General features: G+C 61.0%; 21 protein-coding genes. 13 read left to right on the plus strand and 8 right to left on the minus strand.

All coding sequences use genetic code 11. The features are described 5' to 3' along the window. Positions 1 to 35: 35 nt before the first annotated feature. The 4 genes from ACEVJL_RS00625 to ACEVJL_RS00640 are packed head-to-tail and all read right to left on the minus strand — an operon-like array spanning position 36 to position 4,463. Complete coding sequence (locus ACEVJL_RS00625; RefSeq protein WP_374736574.1) at positions 36 to 1,838, minus strand: putative polysaccharide biosynthesis protein; 1,803 nt, start codon at positions 1,836 to 1,838, stop codon at positions 36 to 38. Positions 1,839 to 1,894: 56 nt separating this feature from the next. Continuing rightward, positions 1,895 to 3,202 (minus strand): amidohydrolase family protein, encoded by a 1,308-nt coding sequence (locus ACEVJL_RS00630; protein WP_374736575.1) that lies wholly within the window; start codon positions 3,200 to 3,202, stop codon positions 1,895 to 1,897. Between the two features lie 33 nt (positions 3,203 to 3,235). Further along, a complete protein-coding gene (locus tag ACEVJL_RS00635) occupies positions 3,236 to 4,060 on the minus strand; it encodes a purine-nucleoside phosphorylase (RefSeq protein WP_110441921.1) in 825 nt (274 codons plus the stop codon). 10 nt (positions 4,061 to 4,070) lie between these two features. Beyond that, positions 4,071 to 4,463: a zinc ribbon domain-containing protein gene (locus ACEVJL_RS00640; RefSeq protein ID WP_325207332.1), complete on the minus strand. Its 393-nt coding sequence runs from the start codon at positions 4,461 to 4,463 to the stop codon at positions 4,071 to 4,073. Positions 4,464 to 4,769: 306 nt separating this feature from the next. Here ACEVJL_RS00640 and rpoN point away from each other — a divergent pair, with 306 nt between their 5' ends. From rpoN to ACEVJL_RS00705, 13 genes are all read left to right on the plus strand, one after another. Next, complete coding sequence (gene rpoN / locus ACEVJL_RS00645) at positions 4,770 to 6,116, plus strand: RNA polymerase factor sigma-54 (protein WP_374736576.1); 1,347 nt, start codon at positions 4,770 to 4,772, stop codon at positions 6,114 to 6,116. Between the two features lie 9 nt (positions 6,117 to 6,125). Next, positions 6,126 to 6,785 carry an HAD family hydrolase gene (locus ACEVJL_RS00650; RefSeq protein ID WP_235397120.1) on the plus strand — a complete coding sequence of 220 codons (660 nt, stop codon included), beginning with the start codon at positions 6,126 to 6,128 and terminating at the stop codon, positions 6,783 to 6,785. Continuing rightward, complete coding sequence (locus ACEVJL_RS00655; protein WP_374736577.1) at positions 6,782 to 7,753, plus strand: tRNA dihydrouridine synthase; 972 nt, start codon at positions 6,782 to 6,784, stop codon at positions 7,751 to 7,753. The genes ACEVJL_RS00650 and ACEVJL_RS00655 overlap by 4 nt, the downstream gene beginning before the upstream one ends. A gap of 307 nt (positions 7,754 to 8,060) precedes the next feature. Beyond that, the gene (gene mgtE / locus ACEVJL_RS00660) at positions 8,061 to 9,437 is read left to right on the plus strand and encodes a magnesium transporter (protein ID WP_008981275.1); all 1,377 of its coding nucleotides are present in this window, start codon (positions 8,061 to 8,063) and stop codon (positions 9,435 to 9,437) included. A gap of 19 nt (positions 9,438 to 9,456) precedes the next feature. After that, the gene (locus ACEVJL_RS00665; protein WP_302668386.1) at positions 9,457 to 10,089 is read left to right on the plus strand and encodes a DUF4230 domain-containing protein; all 633 of its coding nucleotides are present in this window, start codon (positions 9,457 to 9,459) and stop codon (positions 10,087 to 10,089) included. A 266-nt stretch (positions 10,090 to 10,355) separates the two neighbouring features. Next, positions 10,356 to 10,676, plus strand: a complete 321-nt coding sequence (locus ACEVJL_RS00670; RefSeq protein ID WP_008981272.1) for a cell division protein ZapA — start codon at positions 10,356 to 10,358, stop codon at positions 10,674 to 10,676. A gap of 63 nt (positions 10,677 to 10,739) precedes the next feature. Beyond that, positions 10,740 to 12,824: a U32 family peptidase gene (locus ACEVJL_RS00675; protein ID WP_302668387.1), complete on the plus strand. Its 2,085-nt coding sequence runs from the start codon at positions 10,740 to 10,742 to the stop codon at positions 12,822 to 12,824. 169 nt (positions 12,825 to 12,993) lie between these two features. Then, positions 12,994 to 13,443, plus strand: a complete 450-nt coding sequence (gene dut / locus ACEVJL_RS00680) for a dUTP diphosphatase (protein ID WP_008981269.1) — start codon at positions 12,994 to 12,996, stop codon at positions 13,441 to 13,443. Between the two features lie 15 nt (positions 13,444 to 13,458). Further along, on the plus strand, positions 13,459 to 14,040 hold the full coding sequence (locus ACEVJL_RS00685) for a Maf family protein (RefSeq protein WP_374736578.1): 582 nt from the start codon (positions 13,459 to 13,461) through the stop codon (positions 14,038 to 14,040). Between the two features lie 16 nt (positions 14,041 to 14,056). After that, positions 14,057 to 14,899 carry a rod shape-determining protein MreC gene (gene mreC / locus ACEVJL_RS00690; RefSeq protein ID WP_235397129.1) on the plus strand — a complete coding sequence of 281 codons (843 nt, stop codon included), beginning with the start codon at positions 14,057 to 14,059 and terminating at the stop codon, positions 14,897 to 14,899. Between the two features lie 33 nt (positions 14,900 to 14,932). Beyond that, entirely contained in the window at positions 14,933 to 15,445 is a 513-nt protein-coding gene (gene mreD / locus ACEVJL_RS00695; protein WP_374736579.1) for a rod shape-determining protein MreD, read from the plus strand. A 24-nt stretch (positions 15,446 to 15,469) separates the two neighbouring features. After that, entirely contained in the window at positions 15,470 to 17,755 is a 2,286-nt protein-coding gene (locus tag ACEVJL_RS00700) for a penicillin-binding transpeptidase domain-containing protein (protein ID WP_374736580.1), read from the plus strand. Positions 17,756 to 17,843: 88 nt separating this feature from the next. Beyond that, positions 17,844 to 18,653 carry an Mrp/NBP35 family ATP-binding protein gene (locus ACEVJL_RS00705; RefSeq protein ID WP_110441913.1) on the plus strand — a complete coding sequence of 270 codons (810 nt, stop codon included), beginning with the start codon at positions 17,844 to 17,846 and terminating at the stop codon, positions 18,651 to 18,653. An 83-nt stretch (positions 18,654 to 18,736) separates the two neighbouring features. On the opposite strand, the gene ACEVJL_RS00710 is transcribed toward ACEVJL_RS00705, so the two are convergent. From ACEVJL_RS00710 to ACEVJL_RS00725, 4 genes are all read right to left on the minus strand, one after another. Then, positions 18,737 to 19,072 (minus strand): DUF6465 family protein, encoded by a 336-nt coding sequence (locus tag ACEVJL_RS00710; RefSeq protein WP_008981263.1) that lies wholly within the window; start codon positions 19,070 to 19,072, stop codon positions 18,737 to 18,739. A gap of 240 nt (positions 19,073 to 19,312) precedes the next feature. Beyond that, complete coding sequence (gdhA, locus tag ACEVJL_RS00715) at positions 19,313 to 20,665, minus strand: NADP-specific glutamate dehydrogenase (protein ID WP_008981262.1); 1,353 nt, start codon at positions 20,663 to 20,665, stop codon at positions 19,313 to 19,315. A gap of 338 nt (positions 20,666 to 21,003) precedes the next feature. Beyond that, entirely contained in the window at positions 21,004 to 21,861 is an 858-nt protein-coding gene (locus ACEVJL_RS00720) for a GNAT family N-acetyltransferase (RefSeq protein WP_374736581.1), read from the minus strand. A 74-nt stretch (positions 21,862 to 21,935) separates the two neighbouring features. Beyond that, entirely contained in the window at positions 21,936 to 22,142 is a 207-nt protein-coding gene (locus ACEVJL_RS00725) for a PspC domain-containing protein (protein ID WP_008981260.1), read from the minus strand. Positions 22,143 to 22,145 lie beyond the last annotated feature (3 nt).

A 22,145-nucleotide genomic window follows, 5' to 3' on the forward strand; every position in this document is an offset into this window, starting at 1 on the left:
TTCGCTTCCTTCGCAAGGTATTTTTTACGCATCTGTTAAGAAAGATGCAGAATCCGGGCAATTTTCTCTCCCTTTGGCATGAGCGCCAGGTCCTCCTTGGTGATGGCCCGCAGCACGATCACCAGCACGCCGTAGATGACCACCGCCACCAAAATAGCGGCCAGCGTGGACACGGCGTTGCCCATTCTGCCTGCGGCAAACAGCTTGGCCAGCAGGCCGTGGACCGCCCAGGCTCCCAGGCCCATCACCGCGGCAGCGGCAGCGGGCTTGGCAAACAGGGGGATATACTTGGGACAGCCGGGAATGACCCGGGCCATGACTATGAGGTCCAGAATGAGACACAGGGCAAAGCAGAAGATGTTGCCCAGGGGCGCACCGTAGATGCCCACCTGGGGCAGCACCACTACATTGTAGTTGAGCACGATCTTGATGACGCCGCCGGCCAGCATGATAATGACCGGCAGATTCACAAAGCCGTAGGCCTGCAAAATGGAGTTGCACACCAGCATCATACACACAAATACCGTGGCCAGGCCCAGGGTGGACAGCAGAGGACCGGCCAGCTCCGCGGTGAGGCTGGGGAAAATCAAAGCCATGATGGGCTTGCCCAGTACGTACAGGCCCACACCCATGGGGAAGGCCAGCAGTGCGGAGATGCGCAGGGCGGAACCTGCCACCCGGCTGGCGCCCTTCCGGTCCCGGCGGGCCAGGGTACCGGAGACCGCGGGGATGACCGCAGCGGTAATGGCCGCCATGAGGGAGGTGGGCAGGTTATAGATGTTCAGGGCTCCGTTGTAGTTGCCGTAGAGGGTGCGGCTGGCCGCCTCCAGGGCGTCGTGGAGAGCCCCGGCGGTCTTACTTCCATCCGCCAGCTGGTCAGACAGCAGGGACATGGAGACGGCCGTTCCCTCCGGCAGGGTGGCCTGCCAGGCCTTCAGGGCGCTCTCCAGCTTGTCAAAGCTCATAAAGTCCTTGTACAGGGCCCAGCAGTCGGTATTTTCCAGCAGTGCCCGCTGAAGCTGGCCCTGGACCAGAGAGGAGTCGATGACAGTGACGATACCCACCATGGAGGAGCTGATGGTAATGGGCACGGCGATCATCAGCAGGTTGCGGATGATGGTGGCGTTGGAGTCTGGGGTGTCCTTGGCCAGACCCTCCCGGCTGCGGCCCATGAGATAGTTGAGCAGCATGTAGGCCAGGGCCACAATAGTACCCACCGTCACGCCGGTGATGGCGCCGGCGGCGGCGTGGCTCTGGTCGGCTCCTGCCTTTACCAGCCAGTAGGCCAGTCCCAGGCCTACCACCAGCTTACACAGGGCCTCGATGATCTGGGAGACGGCGGTGGGCGTCATGTTCCCGTGGCCCTGAGCATAGCCCCGGAAGGCGGACAGACAGCCCACGCAGATGACCGCCGGAGCCAGGGCGCGGATGCCGGGGGCAGCCTGGTCGTCGTTCATCAGGGCGGCCAGCTGTGCCGAGCCAAAGGACATGATGAGGAAGGACAGCACGCCCAGGGTAAGAAACAGGGCCAGGGACAGCCGGAACACCCGGCGCACCTGGTTTTGCCGTCCGGTGGCGTTGGCCTCGCTGACCAGCTTGGACACGGCCACGGGCAGGCCCGCGGTGGAGATGGTGAGCAGCACGGCGTAGATGTTGTAGGCGTTTCCGAAGTCGGCGCTGCCCTGCTCCCCGATGATGTTGATCAGCGGGATCTTGTAGAACATGCCGATGAGTTTGACCACCATGATACCCACGGCCAGGATGGCGGCTCCGCCGAAGAAGGTGTTTTGTTTTTCCGGCCGGGCCACCCGGCGGGGTGCATGACTGTGTTGGGCCATTCGTTAGGTCCTCCTTGTATTTTGGAGAGTCAGGCGGCGCTGCCGCCCGGATGATCTCAGGCTTGCGGGAAAATTTTCGGCAGGGCGTAGTGCTCCACCTCATAGCGGATGCGCTCCAGGTCCAGGGTGAAGAACTCCCCCCTCTCATATATGACCTGTCCCCGGGCCATATTCATCTCCACATTGGAGCCACGGGCAGCGTAGACCAGATTTTCCTCCACGTCGTGGCAGGGCATCAGGTTGGGGGCGCTGAAGTCCACCAAAATGAGGTCGGCCAGCTTCCCCGGCTCAATAACGCCGGTGTCCCGGCCCAGAGCCCGGGCCCCGTTGACGGTGGCCATGGCAAGCGCCTCGTGGGCGGTGACCGCCATGGGGTCATGCTGGACCCCCTTGTGGAGGATGGCGGCCAGCTTGATCTCCTCAAACAGGTCGGTATTGTTGTTGGAGGACACGCCGTCGGTGCCCAGAGTCACGTTGACTCCCGCCTTCAGCAGCTGGGGCACCCGGGCCACACCGGAGCCCAGCTTCAGGTTGGACACCGGGTTGTGGACAGCGGTAATATGCTTTTGGGCCATAAGGGCCATGTCCTCATCGGTGACCCATACGCAGTGGGCGGCGGTGCCGCCCCGCTCCCACACGCCGTACTGGTCCAGCAGGGCCACGGGGGTCTTGCCGTATTTCTCCAGGCAGTTCTCATGCTCCAGCCGGGTCTCGGAGATGTGCACCTGCATGCCCAACTTGTGCTGGGCGGCGTAGTCGGCCATCCACTGCCACAGGGGCGGATTGGAGGTATACTCCGCGTGGATGGAGGCATCCACCAGGATCTGTCCGTCTCCCGCGCCGTGCCACTGCTCCGTGAGCTCCTGCTGGTTGCGGCAGTCATTACACTTTTCGGGGGAAAAATCCTCCGGCGCGCCGAAGTACACCCCGCCGCAGGACAGGTTGGCGGAGATGCCCGCCTTCATGATCTCCTGGGCGATGGTGCCGGTGTGCATATACATATCCGCAATGCAGGTGGTGCCGCCGGCGATCATCTCGGCCAGGCCCAGAGCCGCTCCGGCGGCCACGGCCCGGTCGTCCAGTCTGGCCTCAGCGGGGAAAATGAAGTCGTTGAGCCAGTGCTGCAAATCGTGACCCCCGCCGTAGCCCCGCATCAGGGTCATAGGCACGTGGGTGTGGCAGTTTACAAGGCCGGGCATGAGCACCTTACCCTTGCCCTCCACCACCCGGTCAAAGGTTCCCTCCGGGCGCACCGTCCCCACGGAGACGATTTTCGTTCCCTCCACCGCCACAAAGGCGTTCTCCAGCACCGGCTGGGCGGGGTCCATGGTCACAGCGGTGACGTTGGCAAATAAAACAGACATCTGTGGTTTACTCCTTACAAATCAAGAACTCCGTCACATCTCCCGCAGGCAGGCCCGCACCAGGGCGGAGAAATCCTCCCGGGCGTGCTCCCCGGCGATGAGGACCTCCTCCTCGCTGAGGGGCTGGTCCAGAATACCGGCGGCCATGTTGCTAAGCAGGGTAAAGCCCAGCACCTCCATGCCGCAGTGGCCTGCCACAATGACCTCGGGGGCGGTGGACATGCCCACCGCGTCGCCGCCCAGGATCCGGGCGGCCCGGATCTCCGCCGGGGTCTCGTACTGGGGACCGTAGCAGTAGAAGTAGACGCCCTCCCGCAGGGTAAGACCCAGCTTCTGGGCGCAGTCCCGGGCCACCTGGCGCAGGCGGGGGGTATACAGCTTGGAGGCATCGGGGAAGCGCACCCCGAACTCGGGCAGGTTCTCGCCCCGCAGGGGAGACTCGGAGAACATTTTAATGTGGTCGGTGATGAGCATCAGCTCTCCGGCCTTCCAGTCGGTGTTCACACAGCCGGCGGCGTTGGTGACCACCAGGGTGTCGCACCCCAGCAGACGCAGTACCCGCACCGCATAGGTGACCTCCTCATAGGAGTAGCCCTCGTAGTGGTGCATCCGGCCCTGCATCACCGCCACCTTCTGGCCCTCCAGGGTGCCGAACACCAGACGGCCCTTGTGGCCCGGTGCGGTGGAGGCCTTGAAATTGGGAATGTCTTTGTAATCCACGGCGATGGGATTTTCCACCTGGTCACCCAGATAACCCAGGCCGGAACCCAAAATCATAGCCACCTTAGGGACAAAACTGCCCAGGCGGGCGCGTAAAAAGTCCGCGCTCGCCCGGTAATGCTCTATGGTATAGGACATGGCAGCCTCCTTACAGGCTTCCGCCGCACCGGCGGCAGAACTGGTCGCCCTTGCCGCACACCGCGCCGCAGTTGGGGCAGGTGCGGGACTGGCGCAGGGCAGCAATGCGCTCTCTGAGTTCGGCGATCTTTCCGGAGAGCTCGTCAGCCTGGGTGAGCAGGCCCGCGATCTTCTCCTCGTCCTGGCTCTCCCCCTTGTGGGTCTGGTACATCACTTCGCCCAGCTGGCGCAGCACGTCGTTATACTCTCCGCTCAGGTCAAACAGCTGCACATTCAGCTTGGCCACGTCCACCATCTGGCCGGCTCGCTTGCCCGCCACCCGGGCGGTGCCTGCTGCGGCGTCGGCTGCATCGGCCGCCGTGCTCCGGATTCGGTCCAGCAGTTCCTTCACCTTGTCGTCCATATCCACGTGCTCCTTTCCGTGTCACAACCCCTGGTATTTTTTGGTTTGTTTCATTAGTTTTCACTATTTTACACCATTGGATAGGAAAAATCAACGGAAAAGGCCTGTCTTCCCACTCTATCTGCCGATTGCCCCGGGGTGGAATTTATGATATACTTCTTTTGACAATTTCATGCGCTCGGAGCCCGCCCTGCAAGCCGGCTCTGGGAAGATTGCATGAAGATGTACACGGGGGCAGATCGCCCGGGGAGGTGACTGTCCCTGTTTGCCTGGCAGGGACGTCCGGGAGCTTAAGGAGGGACGCGCGTGAATCTGGAGCTGTCACTGAAACAAACCTTGAAATTGACCCCGCAGATGCTCCAGTCCATGGAGGTGCTGCAGATGAGCACCCAGGAACTGGCGGACTACATTCAGGACCTGGTCCAGATGAACCCCGCCGCCGAGCTCACCGAGCCTGCCGCCCAGAGCGACGAGAGCGAGGAGATGTGGCGGCGCCTGCAGTCCCTGGCCGATGCCGACCACCAAAACCGCCAATATCTCTCCCCCGACCGGGAAGAGCTGGACCCCCTGGCCCGGGTAGGCACCGACGGCGGTCTGGGCGAGACCCTGGTACTCCACCTCACCCGCCAGCTGGAGCGCAGCCACGCCTCCACCCTGGTGCTGCGGGCCGCCCAGTTTCTATGTGCCTGCCTGGATGAAAACGGCTATCTCCGGGATGAGCTGGAGGACCTGTCCCAGGCCTCCCGCCTGCCCTTGAGCGCCCTGGAGCAGGGCCTTCATCTGATCCAGAGTCTGGACCCGGCTGGAGTGGGCGCCCGGGATCTGTCCCAGTGCCTGGCGCTGCAGCTGCAGCGCCGGGGCGAGACCGGCCCCGCTCTGGAGATTGTCCTCCACCACCTGGAGCGGCTGGGCCGCAAGCAGTACCACGCCATTGCCCAGGAGATGGGCATTTCTCAGAAGGAGGTCCTGCGGGCTCAGAGTCTCATCCAGGAGCTGGACCCACGCCCCGGCGCCGCCTTTGCCAGCCGGGACGAGACCTCCTACCTGGTCCCCGACCTGGTGGTCATCCAGGACGAGCACGGTCTCACCGTGGCCTATCAGGACTCCTACCTCCCCGGCCTTCATCTCAGCGGCTACTACTGTAAGCTGCAAAAGCAGAGCGCCGACCCGGAGGTCAAGCAGTACCTCACCGACAAAATTAAGCAGGCCCAGTGGGCCATTCAGGCGGTGGAGCAGCGCCGCTCCACCCTGTTATCCTGCGCCCAGGTCATTGTACGCCGGCAGGAGGGCTTCTTCCGCCCCGGGGGACACCTGTCCCCTCTGCGCCTGGCCGATGTGGCCCAGGAGCTGTCCATCCACGAGTCCACCGTCAGCCGGGCCATCCGGGAGAAATACCTGCAGTGCAGCCGGGGCGTATACCCGCTGAGCTTTTTCTTCTCCCGGGAGGGAGGCACCGAGGGCACCTCGGTACACCAGATCAAGGAGCGGCTGCGGCAGCTGGTAGACCGGGAAGACAAAAAGCATCCTCTCTCCGACCAGAAGCTGTGTGAGCAGCTGGAGGGAGAGGGCTGCGCCATCTCCCGGCGCACCGTGGCCAAGTACCGGGACGAGCTGGGCATCCCCAACGCCTCGGGGAGAAAAGAGATCCACTAAGGAGTTTATATGAAACACTATCGCGCCATCTGTTTTGACTTTGACTATACCCTGGGCGACTCCACCGACTCCATCGTGGGCGGCTTCCAGTACGCCTTTGAACGCATGGGCCTGCCCATTCCCGACCGTGACACGGTGCGGGGCACGGTAGGCTACCTGCTGGAGGACGCCTATGAGATGCTCACCGGAGACAGCGACAAGGAGCACCGCGCCCAGTTCCGCGCCTACTTTCTGGAGGTGGCCCGTCCCCGCCAGGTGGAGGAGACCACCCTGTTTCCCGGCACGGCGGAGCTGCTGCAAGGCCTTCACAGCCGGGGCGTACGCCTTGGCATTGTAAGCACCAAGACGGGCGAGACCATCTCCCGCATTATGGAGCGCTTTGGCCTGCGGGACACCCTGGAGCTCATTCTGGGCAGCTACGACGTCACCCACCACAAGCCCCACCCGGAGGGCATTTTGAAGGCTCTGGACCAGATGGGTGTGGCTCCGGAGGAGTTGCTCTACTGCGGAGACACCATTCTGGACGCCCAGGCTGCCCAGGGTGCGGGGGTGGACTTTGCCGCCGTTCTCAACGGCACCACCCAGGCTCCGGCCTTTGCCCCCTACCCCTGTGTCCATATCGCTCCCGACCTCACCGAGCTGGCCCAGTGGCTGGAGGGCAGAGCGTGAAATACTATTTTGCCCCCATGGAGGGAGTCACCGGGGCGGAGTTCCGCCGCGCCCACCACCAGGTGTTCGGCGGCGTGGACGCCTACTACATGCCCTTCCTCTCCCCCACCCAGGACCACGTGTTCACACCCCGGGAGCTGCGGGGGATTTTGCCGGAGAATAACCCCGGTTTTCGTGCTGTGCCCCAACTGCTCACCCGGAATGTGGAAGACTTCCTCTGGGCAGCGGGAGAGCTGGCGGCCCTGGGCTACGACGAGGTGAACCTGAACCTGGGCTGCCCCTCGGGCACCGTCACCGCCAAGGGCAAGGGCGCGGGACTTCTTCAGCGCCGGGACACCCTGGAGGAGCTGCTGGAGGGTATCTTCTCCAAAACTCCGGTCAAGCTATCCATAAAAACCCGGCTGGGCTGGGAGGACCCGGAGGAGTTCGGCCCCCTGCTGGAGCTCTTCTCTCGCTACCCTGCCTCCCTGCTCATCATCCACCCCCGGGTGCGCCAGGATTTCTACCGCGAAAAGGTCCGCCTGGACGCCTTTGCCCAGGCGCTGGAGGTCTACCCCGGGCCGGTGTGCTTCAACGGCGGCCTGGTCACGCCCGAAGATTGCAAGGCATTTCACGCCCGCTTTCCCCAGGTGGAGCACGTGATGATCGGCCAGGGTCTGCTGGCCGACCCTGCCTTGACCCGGAAGGCCAAGGGCGGAAGCGCCGCCACGGTGGATGAGCTGCGTGCCTTCCATGACCTGCTCTACCACACCTATCTCGCCCTCTTCTCGGGGGAGCGGAGCACCGTGTTTCACATGAAGGAGCTGTGGAGCTACCTCTCCCGCCTGTTTGAGGACAGTGCCCGCCCCCTGAAAAAAATCCGCAAGGCCGACCGCTCCGCCCCCTACGAAGCGGCAGTGGAGGAGATGTTTGCCCGGCCTCTGCGCCGGGACGCCCTGTGGGAAGAATCTAACATAGATTTGTCTTGAATCGCCGGGATGGGGTGTGTTATACTCTAAAATGTAGAATTTTGTGCGCCGCGGTCTGGCAGTCAGGCCCCAATTGGGCGCGGAAAGGTTGTGAAGCCCCATGAAAAGTCGAAGTCGCCACCGGGACACCGTACATGCGCTGTCACGAACGGCGGAGGACGCGGGGCCGCATCCTCTTGATCCGCCGCTCCGGGGCCGGCATGCGGAATAGCCGCACCGTCCCCTGACCAATTCGTAGCAGCCGCAGGAGTGATCCTGTGGCTGTTTTCCGTCCCGGATACTCCGTGACTTCAGAGGGGGAAACCATATGCACGAGAATTATGATCTGGACCAGCTGCTGGAGCTGGTCCGCACCAAGCAGTTCCGCCGCCTGCGGGAGCTGCTGGACGATATGAACGAGGTGGACATCGCCGAATTTCTGGACGAACTGGGTCCGGAGGAGACCATTCTGGTCTTCCGTCTGCTGCCCAAGGAGGTAGCCGCCGAGGTGTTCACCGAGCTAGAAGACTCCGACGATCAGGAGCGGCTCATCAACGCCCTGAGCGATAAGGAGCTGCGGGAGGTGCTGGACGAGCTGTACCTGGACGATACCGTGGACCTCATCGAGGACATGCCCGCCAACGTGGTCAGCCGTATCCTGCGCAACACCGACGCCACCACCCGCACCCAGATTAACCAGCTGCTCAACTATCCCAAAGACTCCGCCGGCTCCATCATGACCACCGAGTACGTCTACCTCCACCCCAACGCCACCGTGGAGGAGTCCTTTGCCCGCATCCGCAAGGTCGGCATGGACAAGGAGACGGTGTACACCTGTTACGTCACCCAGCGCCGGGTATTGCTGGGCGTGGTCACGGTGCGCCGGATGCTCCTGTCCTCCTACGACACCCGCATCGGCGACATCATGGAGACCAACGTTCTCTCGGTAAACACCCACGAGGACAAGGAGGACGTGGCCCAGCTTTTAAATAAATACGACCTGTACGCCCTGCCCGTAGTGGATGGCGAGGACCGGCTGGTTGGTATCATCACCTTCGACGACGCCATGGACGTTATCGAGGAGGAGACCACCGAGGACTTCGAAAAGATGGCCGCTATCCTCCCCTCCGACAAGCCCTATTTAAAGACCGGCGTACTGGAGACCTGGAAGGCCCGCATTCCGTGGCTGCTGCTGCTGATGCTCTCGGCCACCTTCACCGGCATCATCATCACCAGCTTTGAAAGCGCCCTGGCCGCCTGTGTGGTGCTTACCTCCTTCATTCCCATGCTCTCGGGTACCGGCGGCAACTCCGGCTCCCAGTCGTCGGTGGCCGTGATACGTGCCTTATCACTGGACGAAATCGACTTTTCCGACATGGTTCTGGTGGTATGGAAGGAGATCCGGGTGGCGGTGCTGTGCGGTGTGTGTCTGGCCTGCGCCAACTTTGTGAAAATGATGATCGTGGACCGCTGGCTCATGCACAACCCGGAGGTCACCCCTCTGGTGGCTCTGGTAGTGTGCCTTACCCTGGTATTCACCGTCATCTGCGCCAAGGTGGTGGGCTGCACCCTCCCCATGTGCGCAGAGAAAATCGGCATCGACCCGGCCGTCATGGCCTCCCCCTTCATCACCACCATCGTGGACGCTCTGTCCCTGCTCATCTACTTCTTCATTGCCACTCATCTGTTGGGTCTGAATACCTAATTACAGAAAGGAAGCTGCTATGTCTCAGGTCAAGCGGGGTATTTCCCCACTGTCCCTGTTCAAGCAGGGAAAACTTATCATTTTTGGCGTGCTGCTGGCCATTATCTGCTTTGCCGTGGGCTTTTTCAGCGGCGGGCGGCAGGAGAAAGCACCGGTCCTTTCCTCCATTACCGTGGAGAACCAGCTCCAGCAGATCAGCCAGCTGGCCACCGTGCGCTACTCCTACACCAACATGGGGCAGTTTGAAAACAGCAACGAATTTTACGGCATCAAGCTTCCCTTTACCACTAAGAGCTTCATCGTGGCCTATGACGGCACGATCATTGCCGGCGTGGACCTGACTCAGGCCAAGGTGGCCATCACCGACCAGAAGGTGACCATCTCTCTGCCTGCGCCCCAGATCCTCTCCCACGAGGTGGACCCCAACAGTCTGGAGGTCTTTGACGAGACCACCAGCATCTTCAATCCCATCACCATCGGGGACTACACCGGCTTCCAGGCCGACCAGCAGGGCGTCATGGAGGAAAAGGCCATCCAGAGCGGTCTGCTCACCCAGGCCAAGGACCAGGCCGAGACCGCCATCGGTGGACTCATCACCCCTCTGCTCCAGGAGGGACAGGCCCTGGAGATCGCCGTGGCCGATCCCGAATGACCCTCGCTGAGCTGGAAAAAATGACCCGCCCCGCGCCCTCTGAGAAAGAGCGGCGGAAGGGGCGGGTCTTTCTTATTTTCCAACCCTTTCTGCGGTTGTGTGTTCCGTGCAAAAAAGACGGATAGACATAAAAAATTCATGGTAAATTTATTTTTCAAACGGGGGCAACTATGCTATAATGTCCATAATACTACCATTCTGCCGTCATTTCCGGATTCTGGGCCGAAATGCGGTGAAAATAGAGAACTGATTGGGAGGGCTTCCGGATGAAAAACAAGATTACCGTCGCCATCGCGGGCCAGGAGTACACGATGGTAGCCGAGGAAGACGAAAACTACGTACACCGCTGTGCCACCCTGGTGGACAGCCAGGTGCGGGATGTGATGGATGGTGCCCGTCTGGGCCGCTCCGATGCGGCAGTGCTGGCCGCTATGAACATCGCCGACCAGTTCTTCCGGGAGCAGGAGGCCAGCGAAAATCTCCGCCGCCAGATCAAAGACGGTCTGGATGAGAACGCCCGGCTGAAGATGGAGCTCTCCGAGGCTAAGCGGGAGATCTTCAAACTGCAGAACGCTCACAAATCCTAATTGCCCCGCGCCTCCTGTCCAAGGGCGGGAGGCGCTTACCATGAAATCGGAAGAGGGTTATCCATGCTGGAATTGCTGTCGCCCGCCGGCTCTATGGAGTCGGTGACTGCCGCGGTCCAGAACGGCGCAAACGCCGTCTATCTGGGCTACGGCGACTTTAACGCCCGCCGCAACGCGAAGAACTTTACCCGGGAGGAAGTTGCGGCGGCGGTTTCTTATTGTCATACCCGGGGAACCAAAGTGCATCTCACCTTAAACACCCTGCTCACCGACCGGGAACTGCCCGCCGCCGCCCAGGTGGCCGGGGAGATCAACGAGATGGGAGTGGACGCCGTCATCGTCCAGGATCTGGGCGTGGCCCGGATGCTCCACCAGGTGGCTCCTCAGCTCGCCCTGCACGCCTCCACTCAGATGACCGTGCACAGCCTGGACGGCGTGAAGGAGTGCGCCAAACTGGGCTTTACCCGGGCGGTCCTCTCCCGGGAACTGAGCCGGGATCAGATCCGCCACATCTGCCAGAACTCTCCCATTGAGATCGAGACCTTTGCCCACGGCGCCCTGTGCATGTGCTATTCGGGACAGTGCTACCTGTCCTCCGTCATCGGCGGCCGCAGCGGCAACCGCGGTCTGTGCGCCCAGCCTTGCCGTCTCAAATACGGCTGGGGCAACCGTGCCAACGAGTACCCCCTGTCCCTCAAGGACATGTCTCTGGCTGACTATCTCCAGGAGCTGGAGGAGATGGGGGTATGCTGCCTGAAAATCGAGGGGCGCATGAAGCGTCCGGAGTACGTGGCCATCGTCACCGGCATCTATGCCCGGGCCATCCGGGAGGGCCGCTCTCCCACTCCCGAGGAGCTGGAGCAGCTGGAGGCCGCCTTCTCCCGCCAGGGCTTTACCCAGGGGTACTATTTGGACAAGAAGGGCCCCGATATGTTCGGCGTGCGCCAGGAGAGCGAGCCTCCCCGGGAGCTGTACGCCCAGGCCCGCACTACCTATGAAAGCGGAGAGAACCGCAAGGAGCTCATCCGCATGTACGCCATGATCCGCACCGGCGAACCTGCCCAGGTAGCCGCCCAGGACCTGCTGGGCAACGTGGCCCGGGTGGAGGGAGCCGTCCCTGAGGCGGCCGTCAACGTCCCCCTCACCGCCGAGAAGGTGGAGGGACAGCTCAAGCGCACCGGCGGCACTCCCTACGAGTGCGAGAAGGTCACCGCCTATGTGGATGAGGGGCTCAGCCTGCCCCTGTCCGCCCTCAATGCTCTGCGCCGTCAGGCCCTGGAGGAGCTCAGCCGCCAGCGTGGTCTGCCTCCTCAGCGGGAGAAGGGGGAATTCCACCCCGGCGTGCGCTATGAAAATCCCAAGGGCGCGCCTCAGATCACCCTGTCGGTGCGCAGCGCCCAGCAGATCACCCCTGCCCTGCTGGCTCTGCAGCCCGCCCGCATCTACCTGCCCAGCGACGAAGGAGCCGCTTGCCCTGACGCCATCCGCGCCTGCCAGGAAGCCGGCGTAGAGGTAGCTGTTCTGCTGCCCCGCATCTGCTGGGACCGGGAAAAGAACAAGCTGGAGCAGGAGCTGAAGGTATTCCAGGACCTGGGGGTTACCCAGGCTCTGGCTGGTACTTTGGACGGGGTGCAGCGGGCGCTGGATCTGGGCTTCACCGTGACCAGCGACTTTGGCATCGGCGTCTACAACAGCCAGACCCTCAAGGAGCTCAAGCGCCTGGGTGTTTCGGCGGCCACCGCCTCCTTTGAGCTGAAACTGCCCCAGATCCGGGACCTGTCCAAGGCCATCCCTCTGGAGGCCATTGTCTACGGACGGCTGCCCCTGATGATCATGGAAAACTGCATCATCCACAACCACACCGGACAGCATAGCTGTACCGGGGTCAATCAGCTCACCGACCGCCGGGGCGAGAAGTTCCCTGTGGTCAAGGCCTGGGGCTGCCGGAACGAAATTTTGAACGGCAAAACCCTGTTTTTGGCCGACAAGGCCGCCGACTACCAGCGGCTGGGCCTGTGGGCGGTGCGGCTGATGTTTACCACCGAGAAGCCGGAGCAGTGCGTCCAGGTGCTGGAGCGCTACCGCGGCCAGGGCCGCTATAAGCCCTTCGACTTTACCCGCGGTCTCTACTACCGCGATGTAGAGTGACCCACTTTTCTTGAAAGAAAAGTGGGCAAAAGAACTTTGGCGGAAAACTTCGTTTTCCTTCTACGCTCTTTGGGAATGGCTACTTGTGCTGCAAGGCTTCCCTTCTAAACCTATCTTTTATCGCTATTTTTGTAATTTTAATTTGATATATAACTATGAGGAGTACCCTATGAACCTGAAAGTCAAAGCCCTCTCCCCCAAAATCGGCAAGGAGATCCCCGCCCCCTTCTACGCCAGCGCCGGCGCTGCCGCCATGGACCTGCACGCCTGCGTGGACGAGCCTGTCACCATCCCCGCCGGCGGCCGGGCCGTCATCCCCACCGGCATCGCCATCGCCCTGCCCTCCGCCCAGTATGTGGCCCTGGTCTTTGCCCGCAGCGGCCTGGGCATCAAGCACGGCGTGGCTCCCGCCAACTGCGTGGGCGTCATCGACAGCGATTACAGAGGTGAAATCATGGTGGGTCTTCAAAACTCTGGGGAATCGGATTATACCATCCAGCCCGCTGACCGCATCGCCCAGCTGATGATCACCCCCGTGGTTCAGGCCCAGGTGGAGCTGGTGGACGAGCTGGACGACACCGACCGAGGCGCCGGCGGCTTCGGCTCCACCGGGCGGTAAGAAAGAGGCGCAGATATGGCCATCATTCTCGCCTCCCAGTCTCCCCGGCGGCGGCAGCTGCTGGAGCAGATGGGTTTTACTGATTTTCTGATCCGGCCCGCCCAGGGCGAAGAGCTTGCCGACCCCAATCTGGACCCCGGCGGGCTGGTGGAGGCCCTCTCCCGTCAAAAGGCGCTGGAGATCTCTGCCTCGGCTGATCCGGAGGACCTGATCATTGCCGCCGACACGGTGGTGGCGGTGGACGGCCAGGTGCTGGGCAAACCCCACAGCATCCAACAGGCCCACGAGATGCTCTCCGCCCTCTCCGGCCGTGAGCACACCGTGTACACCGGCGTGACCGTGTGCCGTGGCGGGCAGATCCTCACCCAGCACGAGGCCACTGCGGTGCGCTTTCGTCCCCTGACCGCCCAGGAGATCGACGCCTACATCGCCACCGGCGAGCCTATGGACAAGGCGGGCTCCTACGGCATCCAGGGCCGGGGTGCTCTGCTGGTAGAGGGCATCTCCGGAGACTATTTTAATGTAGTCGGCCTGCCGGTGTGCCGGCTGGGCCGCATGCTGACCCAGTTTGGGGTGGATCCCCTCACGGGAATGTAAGGAAAGGAGGAGCGTCGTGAAGGACTTTTTTCGCCACAACGGCGTTTGGCTTCTGGTCATCGCCCTGCTGCTGAGCATCCTCATCGGCCTGACCTCCGCCTTTATGGGGGGCAACGCCGATCCCCTGTCCAACCTGGTCAATACCGTCACCGCTCCCGTCCGCAGCGGCATTGCCGCTGCCGCGGACTGGGCGGAGGGCGTCTATTCCTACGTGTTCCACTACGGCGAGATCCAGCAGCAGATGGAGGAACTGGAGCAGGAGAACGCCGAACTGCGCAAAAAGATCCGCCAGGGCGAAGCCGCCTCTCAGGAAAACGAGCAGCTTCGGGAGCTCTTGAATCTCCAGGCCAAGCGGGAGGACTTTGTCTTTGAGTCGGCCAAGGTGACAGCCCGCTCCACCGACAACTGGCGCTCCACCCTCACCCTCAGCAAAGGCAGCAACGCTGGCGTGGAGAAAGGGGACTGCGTCATCACTGAGACCGGCCTTCTGGTGGGCGTGGTCAGCAGTGTGGGCACCAACTACTCCATTGTCAACACGCTGATCGATACCGGCACCGAAATGGGCGGCATCATCACCCGCACCAACTCCGCCGGCGTGCTGGAGGGCGATTTGTCCCTCATGCAGGAGGGCAAACTCCGCCTGAGCTACCTGCCCGACGAGGCCCAGCTGGTGGCCGGTGACGAGGTGCTCACCTCGGGCAACGGGGACGTGTACCCCGCCGGCTTGGTGGTGGGCCAGGTGGAGAGCGTCTTCACCGACGCTTCCGGCCTTACCCGCTACGCCATCGTCACCCCTGAGGTAAAGCTGGACCAGCTGGTGGAGGTCTTTATCATCAAGGAATTTGACATCGTGGAGTGATAGAGACCCCGCGCTGTTGGAAAGGAGGTCCCTATGACCCGTCGGGACCAGATACACAAATGGTTCGTCTATGCGCTGGCTCTGGTGCCGGTGTGGCTGCTGGACGAATTTGTCCTCAACCGCGTTCCTCTCTTCGGCGTGGTCCCCATGCTGCTGCCTTTGACGGTGGTGGCGGTGGCCGTGCTGGAGGGTTCGGTGGCCGGAGCAGGCTTCGGCATGACAGTTGGCCTGCTGTGGGAGCTGGCCTATCCCGGCGGCTCCGGCATTCTGGTCTTTGGCATGACTTTGGCCGGAATGCTCACCGGCTCCATTGCCCAGTATGCCCTGAGCCAGTCCTTTGTCAGCTGCCTGCTGTGCTCCGCGGGGGTGCTGGCCATGATTGACGGCGCCCGCATCGTCCGCTACCTCTTCGTCCAGGCGGAGACCCTGGACGTGCTGCTCCAGGTGGCTGCCTCAGAGATCGCTGTCTCTTTGTGCTTTACTCCCTTCATCTATCTTTTGTTCCGCATGGTGTTTCGCCGGGTGGGCGGCACCAAACTGGCTTAGACCCTCTTGTGAGAGGAGGTTTCCATGGATCACAAGCAATTTTCCCGCCGGGTGGTGGGCGTGGTGGTCATGCTGGCCCTATTGCTCACCTTCCTGTGCTCCAACCTGTACACCATCCAATATACCAACGGGGCGGAATATGCCGAGCAGTCGGTATCCCAGGTTTCGGAAACGGAGACCGTAGCCGCCAGCCGGGGCAACATTCTCGACCGCAACGGCAAAGTGCTGGTTTCCAACCAGGTCAGCTACAACGTCACCTTGGATCTGAACCTGTTGGGTAACGAGGAAAAGAATCGGTGCGACACCATTCTGGCCCTCACTCAGACCGCCACAGAGCAGGGTGTGACCTGGACAGACACCCTCCCCATTACCACCCAGCCCCCCTTTGAATACACCACGGAAGATCCCTTCTATACCACTTCCGTCAACGAGGAGGGCGAGACAGAGTACAATCTCACCTCCCTGGGCAAGCTGGCCGTCAACCAGAAGTGGATCGAGGATCCCTCAAAGCAGAACGCCTCGGACAGCAGTACCGAGGAGAAAACCGGTCTGATGGACAAGATCAAAGCCTTCTTCGGCATGGGCGGCAGTCAGGAGGAAACCGAGGAGGAAGAGCCCTACCGCCTGCCCACAGCGGAGGAACTGCTGGGTAAAATGTGCAAGAGCTTTGACATTGCCGGCAGCGGCAAGGTTGACGAAAAGCAGGCCAAGGCCAACGGGGAGACCGTGCCCACCCTGAATATCGGGGACATGGACCCCACCGACGCCCGCACCATCGCCGGTATTCTCTATGAACTGTACTACCGCGCCCGCATCAACAGCTGGCCTCCCTACACCTTCGCCACCGATGTGAGCATCGACTTCATCACCCGGGTGAAGGAGTTGAATCTGCCCGGCGTAGAGATCGAGACCACCAGTGTGCGCAAGTACAACACCGAGTACGCCGCCCATCTGCTGGGCTATACCGGCGCGATCAACCGCGATACCTGGCCCACCTATAAGGAAAAGGGCGGGTACACCATGAACGACTACGTGGGTATCACCGGTGCGGAGTCCGCCTTCGAGTCCTATCTCAAGGGCACCTCAGGTACCCGTGCCATCAAGCGCAACGAGAGCGGCAAGATCATCTCCTCCCAGTGGCTCACCGACACGGAAACCGGAGAAAGTCTTGCCCCACAGCCCGGCCAGAACGTCTTCCTCACCATTGACATTGACCTGCAGCAGCAGGTGGAGGAGATTCTGGCCAGCGGCGTAGCCGGCCTGCAAAGTAAAGAGACGGAGGGCGCGGCCTGCGTGGTGCTGGATGTAAACTCCGGTGATGTGCTGGCCTCCGCCTCTTACCCCACCTACTCTCTGGAAACCTTCCGGCAGGATTACAACACCCTGAAGGAAGATCCTCTCAACCCCCTGTTAAACCGGGCCCTCCAGGGCCTGTATCCCCCTGGCTCTACCTTCAAGATGATTACCGCTATCGGTGCTTTGCAGGAAAATATCGTGGAGCCCAGCGACAAAATTAATGACGAGGGCCGCTATAAGTACTGGCCTACTCCCCAGCCCCAGTGCTGGATTTACCGGCAGCATGGCGGCACCCATGGCTTAGTAAATGTCACAGACGCCATCGAGGTGTCCTGCAACTACTATTTCTACGACGTAGGCCGCCGTCTGGGCATTGAGCTTCTGGATCAGTATGCCGCCATGTTCGGTCTGGGCCAGAAAACCGGCATCGAGCTCACTGAGCAGGCCGGCGTGGTGGCCAGTCCGGAGTTTACCGAGTCTCTGGGCGGCACCTGGCACGAGGGCAACATTCTCTCCGTGGCCATCGGTCAGGAGAGTACCCAGGTCACCCCCATCCAGCTGGCCAACTATATCGCCACCCTGGTCAACGGCGGTACCCGCTACTCCACTCACCTGCTGAAAACGGTGAAGTCCAACGACTTCTCCCAGGTCACCTACAACTATGAGCCTAAGGTACTCAGTCAGGTAGAGATGGAAGATGAGAATCTAAACGCAGTAAAGCTTGGCATGCTGAGACTAACTACCACAGGTTCTCTGTCCTCCGCCTTTAAGGACGTCCCCGTCCCGGTAGGCGCCAAGACCGGTTCCGCTCAGGTCAGCGCCCAGACTAATTCCAACGCCGTTTTTGTGTGCTTTGCCCCCTACGACGATCCCCAGATCGCCGTGGCCATCGCGGTAGAGCACGGCGGCAGCGGCTCGGAGCTGGGCAAGATCGCCGCCCAGATCGTCACTGCCTACTTCTCCGTCCAGGGGGAGCAGGGCACCATTACTCAGGAAAATACCCTGGTACCCTGAGTTTTTCCCGTTCACAACCGCCCGGCGGTTTTGAAATATGATGTGTTTGCCCCTCCCTGTATGCGGGGCAGAAAGGAGACACAAGAAAATGTCTGAATGTACGCACGACTGTTCTTCCTGCAGCGCCGACTGCGGCTCTCGGGACCTGCGGGCTCCCGCCAATTCCCGTTCCAGCATCAAGCGGGTCATTGCCGTAGTCAGCGGCAAGGGCGGCGTCGGTAAGAGCACCGTCACCGCTTCCCTGGCGGTGGCCATGGCCCAGCGCGGCCACAAGGTCGCCGTTCTGGACGCCGACATCACCGGTCCCTCCATCCCCACCGCCTTCGGTATCCACGAGCGGGCTACCGGAGATGATACCGCTCTCTTCCCCGCCGTTACCCCCAGCGGCATCAAGGTCATGTCCCTGAACCTGCTCACCGCCAACGAGACTGACCCCGTCATCTGGCGTGGTCCCGTCATCGCCGGCGTGGTCACCCAGTTCTGGAGCGACGTGGTGTGGGGCGACGTGGACTATATGTTTGTGGACATGCCTCCGGGAACCGGCGACGTGCCCCTGACCGTGTTCCAGTCTCTGCCCGTGGACGGCGTGATCGTGGTCACCTCTCCCCAGGATCTGGTGTCTATGATCGTCACCAAGGCGGTGCACATGGCTCAGATGATGTCGGTGCCTCTGCTGGGTCTCATTGAGAACTACAGCTACTTCCAGTGCCCCGACTGCGGCGCCAAGCACACCATCTTCGGTGAGAGCCACCTGGAGCAGGAGGCCATGAAGCTGGGGCTGCCCCTGCTGGCCAAGCTGCCCATCGATCCCAAAGTGGCCGCTGCCTTCGACGCAGGCAAGATCGAGTCTCTGGAGACCAACTACCTGGCCGAAGTGGCTGCCAAGCTGGACGTATAACAACATTGCACCGGGCAAATCCTGCCCGGTGCATAAAAAAACACCGTGGATCAACTCCACGGTGTTTTTTTATGGATATTTGCTCAGAACTCCACCTTGCCGGTGATGTCGCCGTTGACCACATAGTAGACAGCGGCCTCCTCGGGCTTGGCGTACAGGTCCAGGGTCTTGATCTCCGCCTCGACCTGAGCCTTAACGGCCTCCACCATAGCCTGCTGAGTCATCTCCTTGCCCATGTACTGCACGGTCAGGGTAACAACGGGAGCAGCGGGGGCGGCAGCCTTCTTAGCGGGAGCCTTGCGGGCAGCGGGCTTCTTGGCGGGAGCCTTCTCGGCCTTGGGAGCCTCAGCCTTCACAGCCTCGGTCTTGGGGGCGGTCTCAGCCTTGGCGGCCTTGGTGCCCTTATTGAGAATCGCCATGTTTCTTACACTCCTTACTCAGACGACCAGAGCCGTCTCAGATTACAATTACTATTTTATCAGGATTTGGAAGGAACGAAAGAGCAAAAACGACGATTCTTTTCCATATTCCAGGAAGTTCTTACTGCTATTTGTACATTTAAAGTGAATTTTATTACATTTTTTTGAAAGTATAAAAACCCGGCCCCTCCCAGATGGGAGGAGCCGGGTTCGAGCGGATTTAATCAGTGGGGATCTGGATTAGAAGATACCCTGAGCCATCATGGCGTCAGCAACCTTCTGGAAGCCCACGATGTTGGCGCCGGCGACCAGGTCATAGCCCAGGCCATAGCGCTCAGCGACCTCAACAGAGGAGTGATAAATGTTCTTCATGATGCCCTTCAGCTTGGCGTCGACTTCCTCAGCGGTCCAGTACAGACGCTCGGCGTTCTGAGCCATCTCCAGCTCGGACACGGACACGCCACCGGCGTTAACAGCCTTGGAGGGAGCAACGACCATGTGCTTCTGCTCCTTCAGGAACTCCAGAGCCTCGTTGGTGGTGGGCATGTTAGCGACCTCGATGTAGTACTTCACGCCGGACTCAGCAATCTTCTTGGCCCAATCCAGGTTGACGTCGTTCTGGGTGGCAGCGGGCATATAGATGTCCACGTCCTTGACGCCCCAGCACTTCTCACCGGGAACGAACTCGCAGTCGAACTTCTCAGCGTAGGGCTTGCAGTGCATGGGATCCTTAGCACGCATCTCCAGGATGTAGTTCAGCTTCTCCTCGGTGCACACGCCATCGGGATCGTGGATGTAGCCGTCGGGGCCGGCGAAGTAGGTGACCTTGGCGCCCAGCTCAGCGGCCTTCTTCATGATGCCCCAGCCCACGTTGCCGTAGCCGGACATGGCGATGCGCTTGCCCTCGATGGACTCGCCGTCGTGAGCCAGAGCCTCGACCAGATAGTACACGGCGCCGTAGCCGGTAGCCTCGGGACGCAGGATGGAACCGCCGGTGGAAACAGCCTTGCCGGACAGAGCGCCAAACTCGGAAGCGCCCACGATGCGGCGATACTGGCCATACATGTAGCCGATCTCACGGCCGCCGCAGCCCAGGTCGCCGGCGGGGCAGTCGATGTCCTGGCCGATGTGGCGATACAGCTCGGTGATGAAGGCCTGGCAGAAACGCATGACCTCGGCATCGCTCTTGCCGCGAGGATCGAAGTCGGAGCCGCCCTTGGCGCCGCCGATGGGCAGACCGGTCATAGCATCCTTAAAGACCTGCTCAAAGCCCAGGAACTTGATGATGGACAGGTTAACGGAGGGGTCGAAGCGGATGCCGCCCTTGAAGGGGCCAAGAGCCGCGTTGTACTGCACGCGGTAGCCGCGGTTGACATGCCACTCGTGGTTGTCATCCTCCCAGGTCACGCGGAACTCGATGGCGCGCTCGGGCTCCACCATGCGCTCCAGCAGAGCGACCTTCTCATACTCGGGGTGAGCGTTGATAACGGGCTCCAGAGAGCTCAGGACCTCTTCCACAGTCTGCAGGAACTCAGGCTCGTTGGCGTTCTTCGCCTTGGTGTCGGCCAGAACTCTCTCAATGTACTTGTTCATCGCTACATTCCTCCTACGATAAAAATTTGTGGCTTATACCTTGAAAACTGACAGATTCCCTTCATTTCTTCGATCACGTTTGGAACAAACGTCCGGAAAAGGAAACCTATCACTTATCCTTATGTATAGCATAACATAAAACGCTGGGAAGTAAAGCAAATTTTTTGTGGATGTTACCACAACAAAATAGCTGTGGCTAGTTTTGATTTTCGCTCAATTTTACGGTAATCAAACAATTTGACCGTAATTTTAAACAAAAAATGGTTGAATTCCAAAAGTGAAATTCAACCATTTGTAAATGTCATAGAACTCGTCCCGTTTTGAATGACGTTTCTCTGTCAATCAAAGGCCAGTCCCAGGTAGGCGCGGCGCTCCCAGTCCCAGCGTTCTGCCCGGGCCGGATCCAGCCATTTGAGCATACCAAACTGCAAGTTGTCCCCGGGGCAGCGCCAAATTCCGGACCAGGCAGGCAGCAGACGGGGCAGCCAGGCCAGCAGCCGCTCCACTGCCTCCGCCTCGCCCAGCACCTCCTTGGCCAGCAGCAAGCCGTCCTCCATCCCCTCGGCGCACAGCAGAGCCACTCCCGCTCCCGTATCCGCGGCGTACAGACCGCCCCCCGGCGTCAAGGCACAGGCTCCGGCCTGATAGGCCACCGCCTCCTCCCCCAGGTCAATATGGGGTTTTCCGGCCAGAATGGACTCCCGCAGCCCCTGATAGTGGAAAGGTGTCAGCTTGTCCAGAGCAAAAGGCGGCTCTCCCCCCGGTCCCGGACCAGGCTGGGTACGGTGCTCCGTATGGGTAAAGCACTCCCGAAAGCCGTTGGAACCAAAAAAGTTGTGCAGGGAGGGCTCAGCAGGCACCGTGGTCACCGCCGGGATCCCCAAATCGCGGAAATGGTCGTCCGCCCAGGCAAGCAGCCGCCCGGCCATCCCCTTCCCCCGGCAGTCGGGGTGGGTAGCCACAGCGTAGAGGTAGGCCGCCCGGAAGCTGCCTTCCTCCGGCACCACAAAGGCGGTATCAAACCAGGCGGTCATGGCCTGGACCACACCGTCCTCCTCCAGCACCAGCATCCGCTCCGGTTTATAATAGGTATCAAAAAAGTTGTCCACGTAGGCCCCGTCATCTCCAAAGGACAAATACCACAGCTCACGCAGCCGGGGGATATCCTGGACCACAGAACAGCGCAGTCTCTCCATCGCCTTTTCCTCCTTATTATATAATGGTATAAAAACGGGCGGCAGATCTCTGCCGCCCAAATCAGGATGTGTTGTTACAGCTGGGGGTATACGTCGCTCTTTCTGGGCATCACGATGGCGCACAGGATATACGCCCACAGCCCAAAGGAGGCCATGCACCCGGCGATCACCCAGCCCACCCGCACCAGGGTGGGGTCGATGCCGAAATACTCCGCCATTCCGCCGCATACACCGCAGATCATCTTATCACCATTCTCGGTCTTATAAAGCCGTTTATCCATAAC

The sequence above is a fragment of the Flintibacter porci genome (genome assembly GCF_041925195.1).
Lineage (GTDB): Bacteria > Bacillota > Clostridia > Oscillospirales > Oscillospiraceae > Lawsonibacter > Lawsonibacter porci.

Bases quoted from the DNA above. Each gene is read 5' to 3' on its own strand.
- ACEVJL_RS00625 (WP_374736574.1), bottom strand. From the start codon at position 1,838: ATGGCCCAACACAGTCATGCACCCCGCCGGGTGGCCCGGCCGGAAAAA.
- ACEVJL_RS00630 (WP_374736575.1), bottom strand. From the start codon at position 3,202: ATGTCTGTTTTATTTGCCAACGTCACCGCTGTGACCATGGACCCCGCC.
- ACEVJL_RS00635 (WP_110441921.1), bottom strand. From the start codon at position 4,060: ATGTCCTATACCATAGAGCATTACCGGGCGAGCGCGGACTTTTTACGC.
- ACEVJL_RS00640 (WP_325207332.1), bottom strand. From the start codon at position 4,463: ATGGACGACAAGGTGAAGGAACTGCTGGACCGAATCCGGAGCACGGCG.
- ACEVJL_RS00650 (WP_235397120.1), top strand. From the start codon at position 6,126: ATGAAACACTATCGCGCCATCTGTTTTGACTTTGACTATACCCTGGGC.
- mgtE (WP_008981275.1), top strand. From the start codon at position 8,061: ATGCACGAGAATTATGATCTGGACCAGCTGCTGGAGCTGGTCCGCACC.
- ACEVJL_RS00665 (WP_302668386.1), top strand. From the start codon at position 9,457: ATGTCTCAGGTCAAGCGGGGTATTTCCCCACTGTCCCTGTTCAAGCAG.
- ACEVJL_RS00670 (WP_008981272.1), top strand. From the start codon at position 10,356: ATGAAAAACAAGATTACCGTCGCCATCGCGGGCCAGGAGTACACGATG.
- ACEVJL_RS00675 (WP_302668387.1), top strand. From the start codon at position 10,740: ATGCTGGAATTGCTGTCGCCCGCCGGCTCTATGGAGTCGGTGACTGCC.
- dut (WP_008981269.1), top strand. From the start codon at position 12,994: ATGAACCTGAAAGTCAAAGCCCTCTCCCCCAAAATCGGCAAGGAGATC.
- ACEVJL_RS00685 (WP_374736578.1), top strand. From the start codon at position 13,459: ATGGCCATCATTCTCGCCTCCCAGTCTCCCCGGCGGCGGCAGCTGCTG.
- mreD (WP_374736579.1), top strand. From the start codon at position 14,933: ATGACCCGTCGGGACCAGATACACAAATGGTTCGTCTATGCGCTGGCT.
- ACEVJL_RS00700 (WP_374736580.1), top strand. From the start codon at position 15,470: ATGGATCACAAGCAATTTTCCCGCCGGGTGGTGGGCGTGGTGGTCATG.
- ACEVJL_RS00705 (WP_110441913.1), top strand. From the start codon at position 17,844: ATGTCTGAATGTACGCACGACTGTTCTTCCTGCAGCGCCGACTGCGGC.
- ACEVJL_RS00710 (WP_008981263.1), bottom strand. From the start codon at position 19,072: ATGGCGATTCTCAATAAGGGCACCAAGGCCGCCAAGGCTGAGACCGCC.
- gdhA (WP_008981262.1), bottom strand. From the start codon at position 20,665: ATGAACAAGTACATTGAGAGAGTTCTGGCCGACACCAAGGCGAAGAAC.
- ACEVJL_RS00720 (WP_374736581.1), bottom strand. From the start codon at position 21,861: ATGGAGAGACTGCGCTGTTCTGTGGTCCAGGATATCCCCCGGCTGCGT.
- ACEVJL_RS00725 (WP_008981260.1), bottom strand. From the start codon at position 22,142: ATGGATAAACGGCTTTATAAGACCGAGAATGGTGATAAGATGATCTGC.